General features: G+C 63.1%; 4 protein-coding genes and 1 pseudogene. All 5 read left to right on the top strand.

Annotation, left to right across the window (positions count from 1 at the left end; all coding sequences use genetic code 11):
* Window positions 1–206: pseudogene (locus AC16XC_RS04180) on the top strand (succinate--CoA ligase subunit alpha); the annotation flags it as partial.
* 49 nt (window positions 207–255) lie between these two features.
* Entirely contained in the window at window positions 256–552 is a 297-nt protein-coding gene (locus tag AC16XC_RS04175; RefSeq protein ID WP_484033385.1) for a GIY-YIG nuclease family protein, read from the top strand.
* 47 nt (window positions 553–599) lie between these two features.
* Complete coding sequence (locus AC16XC_RS04170) at window positions 600–3,458, top strand: 2-oxoglutarate dehydrogenase E1 component (RefSeq protein WP_484033384.1); 2,859 nt, start codon at window positions 600–602, stop codon at window positions 3,456–3,458.
* 24 nt (window positions 3,459–3,482) lie between these two features.
* A complete protein-coding gene (gene odhB, locus AC16XC_RS04165) occupies window positions 3,483–4,745 on the top strand; it encodes a 2-oxoglutarate dehydrogenase complex dihydrolipoyllysine-residue succinyltransferase (RefSeq protein ID WP_484033383.1) in 1,263 nt (420 codons plus the stop codon).
* Window positions 4,746–4,877: 132 nt separating this feature from the next.
* Window positions 4,878–5,220, top strand: a 343-nt coding sequence (locus tag AC16XC_RS04160; protein WP_484033382.1) for an FAD-dependent oxidoreductase, incomplete at its 3' end; no start/stop codon positions are given.

The following is a 5,220-nucleotide window of genomic DNA, read 5'->3' as shown; positions in this document are numbered from 1 at the left end:
GGCGTTCGAAGCCGGTGGTCGGCTTCATCGCCGGACGCACCGCCCCTCCCGGACGCCGGATGGGCCATGCCGGCGCGATCGTTTCGGGCGGCAAGGGCGGCGCCGAAGACAAGATCGCGGCGATGGAAGATGCGGGGATCCGCGTGACCCCCAATCCGAGCGAGTTGGGGACGACGCTGGCGGGCCTATTGAAGGAACTAACCTAACTCTGAGTCCCCGCGAAGGCGGGGACCTCAGGCAGGACTGGAGAAGCGCTTGAGACCAGGATTCGTCTACCTTCTGACCAACAAACCAGGTGGCGTGCTTTACCTTGGTGTCACGTCGGATTTGGCGACGCGGATCGAACAACATCGCAGCCGGGCGGTTCCGGGTTTCAGCAAAAAGTACAACTGCGATGTGCTGGTTTGGTTCGAGGCATTTGATGACATCCAGGATGCGCGAGCGATCGAATGGCGGATGAAGAAGTGGAACAGAAGCTGGAAGGTCAAGCGGATCGAGGAATTGAACCCCGAATGGCGCGATTTGACCCCTGAGCTTCAAATGTTGGTTTAGACCGAGGGAGGTCCCCGCCTTCGCGGGGACTCACAGAATGGTGTGTGATGGGTAACGAAATGCACGATTTCGCTCCGGACGGTGCCCAACAGGGCCCGAGCTGGCAGCGCGCCAGCTGGCCGATCCTCGACGCCGGGGCGGAAGACGACCTGACCTCGGCGCTCGATCCCACGGGCATGACAATCGTCGTGCGCGAAGCCGCGGCCAAGGCCGGGATGAAGCTCGACGAGCGCCAGATCGAGCAGGCCGCCGGAGATTCGATCCGCGCGATGATGCTGATCCGGATCTACCGCGTGCGCGGGCACCTCGCCGCCGATCTCGACCCGCTGGGACTCCATCACAGCGAACTGCCCGCCGACCTGACGCCCGAATTCCACGGTTTCGAGGGCGAGGCGCTCGACCGGCCGGTCTATCTCGGCGGCAATCTCGGCCTCGACTGGACCACAGTGCGGATGGTGGTGGCGATCCTGCGCCACAATTATTGCGGCCATGTCGGCCTCGAATACATGCATATCAACGACATCGAGGAGCGCCGCTTCCTGCAGGAGCGCATGGAAGGCGCCGACAAGGGCATCGAGTTCACCGAGAACGGCAAGAGGGCAATCCTTGCGGCGGTGATCCGCGGCGAGCAGTACGAAGCCTTCCTCGGCAAGAAATATGTCGGTACCAAGCGCTTCGGGCTCGATGGCGGGGAATCGATGATCCCCGCGCTCGAAGCGGTGATCAAGCATGGCGGCGCGGCCGGCGTGCGCGAGATCGTCTACGGCATGGCCCATCGCGGGCGGCTCAACGTGCTCGCCAACGTGATGGCCAAGCCCTATCGCGTGATCTTCCACGAATTCTCGGGCGGCAGCGCCAATCCCGAAGATGTTGGCGGTTCGGGCGACGTCAAATATCATCTCGGCACTTCGACCGACCGCGAATTCGACGGGATCAAGGTGCATATGTCGCTGGTCCCCAACCCGAGCCATCTCGAAGCGGTCAACCCGGTGGTGCTGGGCAAGGTCCGTGCGCAGCAGGCCTTCCACGAGGATCTCGACGAGCACCAGAAAGTCCTGCCGGTCCTGATCCATGGCGATGCCGCCTTTGCCGGCCAGGGGATCGTGTGGGAGTGCCTCGGCTTCTCGGGCGTCAACGGCTACAACACCGGCGGCTGCATCCATTTCATCATAAATAACCAGATCGGTTTTACTACCAGTCCGAAATTCGCCAGATCGTCACCTTATCCATCCGATGTGGCCAAGGGCGTCCAGGCGCCGATCCTCCACGTCAATGGCGACGATCCCGAGGCCGTGACCTTTGCCTGCAAGCTCGCGGTCGAATACCGCCAGCGCTTCAAGCGCGACATCGTGATCGACATGTGGTGCTATCGCCGCTTCGGCCACAATGAAGGCGACGAACCGAGCTTCACCCAGCCGCAAATGTATGCGCAAATCCGCAAGCACCCCAAGGTCAGCCGGGTCTATGCCGCGCGCCTGATCGAACAGGGCGTGATCGACAAGGATTGGGCCGGCGAGGAAGAGGACCGCTTCACCGCCGTGCTGCAGCAGGAATTCGAGGCCGGCCAGAGCTACAAGCCCAACGAGGCCGACTGGTTCGGCGGCCGCTGGGCCGGGCTCAACAAGCCCGCCGATCCCGAGACCGCGCGCCGCAACGTCGAAACCGCGATCGAGCCCAAGCTGCTCGAAAGCCTTGGCCGCACGCTCACGACCGTCCCCGACGACCTCGAGATCCACAAGACGCTCGGCCGGATCATCGAAGCCAAGCGCGAGATGTTCAAGACCGGCGAAGGCTTCGACTGGGCGACCGCCGAAGCGCTCGCTTTCGGCAGCCTGGTGACAGAAGGCTTCGGGGTGCGGCTGTCGGGGCAGGATTCGGGCCGCGGCACCTTCAGCCAGCGTCACGCGATGTGGATCGACCAGCGGACCGAGCGCAAATACCTTCCCTTGTGCCAACTTCCGCACGGCAAGTTCGAAGTCTATGACAGCCCGCTCTCCGAATATGGCGTGCTCGGCTTCGAATACGGCTTCGCTTCGGCCGACCCCAAGACGCTGGTGCTGTGGGAAGCGCAATTCGGCGATTTCGCCAATGGCGCGCAGATCATGATCGACCAGTTCATCGCCGCGGGCGAGATCAAATGGCTGCGCGCAAACGGTCTCGTGCTGCTGTTGCCGCATGGCTACGAGGGACAGGGACCGGAGCATTCCTCGGCCCGGCTCGAACGCTTCCTCCAGCTCTGCGCCAACGACAACATCCAGGTCTGCAACATCACCGTCCCGTCGAACTACTTCCATGTCCTGCGGCGGCAGATGATGCGCCCGTTCCGCAAGCCGCTGGTGATCATGACTCCGAAATCGCTGCTGCGGCACCCGCTGGCCAAGTCGAATGCCAGGGAATTCCTTGGCGAGAGCCACTTCATGCGGATCATGTCCGACACCACCGAAATTCCGGACAAGAAAATTCGCCGCCTGGTGCTGTGTTCGGGCAAGGTCGCCTACGACCTGATCGAAAAGCGCGATGCCGAAAGGATCGACGACATTTCGATTGTGCGGCTCGAACAGCTCTATCCCTTCCCCGGCGAACCGCTGGCCGCGCGCCTCAAACGCATGACCAGTCTCGAGGAAGTCGTCTGGTGCCAGGAAGAACCGCGCAACAATGGCGCCTGGTTCTTTGTCGAGAGCCAGATCGAACAGGCCCTCCAGGAGGCTGGCCGCGTCGACAAGGATGGCAGGGGCATGCGGCCAAGCTATGCCGGGCGCGATCCGGCGGCCTCGACCGCTACCGGTCTCGCCAGCCGCCACGCCAAGCAGCAGGAGGCCCTGGTCAACCAGGCGCTTGGCCTGCCTGGCGGCGAGCAGCCAAAATTCGGCATTCCGCCTTCACTCCAACCCGCAATCTCGAAATAATCGTCCCGAACAGGAAGCAGACCCATGGCAAAAGCAGGTTCAAGCGAAGTCAAAGTCCCGGCGCTCGGTGAATCGGTGACAGAGGCTACGGTCGGCGAATGGTTCAAGCAGCCGGGCGAAGCGGTGAGAATGGACGAACCCATTGCCAGCCTCGAGACCGACAAGGTCGCAGTGGAAGTGCCTTCGCCGGTCGATGGCGTGTTGTCGGAACATGTCGCCAAAGTGGGCGACACGGTCGAGGTTGGCGCAGTGATTGCCATTGTCGAGGAAGGCGCTGCACCCGCCGCCAAGACGGCCGGACCGGAGCCGGTGAAGGAACGCGCCAAGGAAGCCGAACCAGCGCCGGTGGCCAGCGAGGAACCGGCCGACGGAGCGGTCACCATGTCGCCGGCAGTCCGCCGCGCGGTGCTCGAGGCCGGGCTCGACCCGACCCAGATCAAGGGCACCGGCAAGGACGGCCGCCTGACCAAGGAAGACGTACTCGCCGCCGCCAAGGCACGCGATGAAGGCAAAGCACCCGCCCCTTCGCCCGCCGCGACCCCGGCAGCCGAAACATCCCCGGCGCCTTCACCAACGCCTTCGGGCGAACGCCGCACCGAGCGGGTCAAGATGACCCGCATGCGCCAGACCATCGCCCGGCGGCTCAAGAGCGCGCAGGAAGAGGCGGCGTTACTCACCACTTTCAACGATTGCGACATGTCGGCGGTGATCGCAGCGCGCGAAGCCTATAAGGAGCTGTTCGCCACCAAGCACGGAATCAAGCTCGGCTTCATGAGCTTCTTTGCGAAGGCCGCGGTGCTGGCGCTGAAGGACGTGCCTGCCGCCAACGCCCAGATCGACGGCGACGAGATCGTCTATCACGATTACGTCGATATCTCGGTCGCGGTGAGTGCGCCGCAGGGCCTGGTCGTCCCGGTGGTGCGCGATTGCGACAAGCTCTCCTTCGCGCAGATCGAACAGGCGATCGCCGACTATGGCAAGAAGGCCAAGGACGGCACGCTGACGCTCGAAGACATGCAAGGCGGCACTTTCACGATTTCGAATGGCGGTGTGTTCGGTTCGTTGATGAGCACTCCGATCATTAACCCGCCGCAATCGGCGGTGCTCGGTCTCCACCGGATCGACCAGCGACCCGTGGTGGTGGACGGCGAGATTGTCATCCGTCCGATGATGTACCTCGCACTCAGCTACGACCACCGCCTGATCGACGGGCGCGAAGCAGTGACCGCGCTCAAGATCATCAAGGAAGCGATCGAGGATCCGATGCGGATCCTGATCGATTTGTAATGGGGATCCTCCCCCGCAGGGGGAGGGGGACCGCCGAAGGCGGTGGAGGGGTATCCCCGCTCGTGGTTACACCCCTCCGACAGCCCTTCGGGCTGCCACCTCCCCTTCGAGGGGAGGATAGAAGGAAGAGACATGGCTGACTACGACTACGACGTCCTGATTATCGGTGCCGGTCCCGGCGGCTATGTCGCGGCGATCCGCGCGGCGCAGCTGGGGCTCAAGACCGCCTGCGTCGAAAGCCGCACAACTTTGGGAGGTGTATGCCTCAATGTCGGGTGCATCCCGTCCAAGGCGCTGCTCCACGGTTCCGAGCTGTTCGAGGAAGCCAATGCGGGCGTGCTTGCCAAATTCGGCGTCCAGACCGGCAAGGTCACGATCGATGTCGCCAGGCTGCAAAGCGAAAAGGATGCTGCGGTCAAGGAGCTGACCGGCGGGATAGAATTCCTGTTCAAGAAGAACAAGGTCACCTGGCTCA

Source organism: Candidatus Andeanibacterium sp., assembly GCF_057143545.1.
This window is presented reverse-complemented; position numbering and strand designations above follow the sequence as displayed.

Coding starts and splice junctions, on each gene's coding strand:
- AC16XC_RS04170 (WP_484033384.1), top strand. CDS start 600: ATGGGTAACGAAATGCACGATTTCGCTCCGGACGGTGCCCAACAGGGC.
- odhB (WP_484033383.1), top strand. CDS start 3,483: ATGGCAAAAGCAGGTTCAAGCGAAGTCAAAGTCCCGGCGCTCGGTGAA.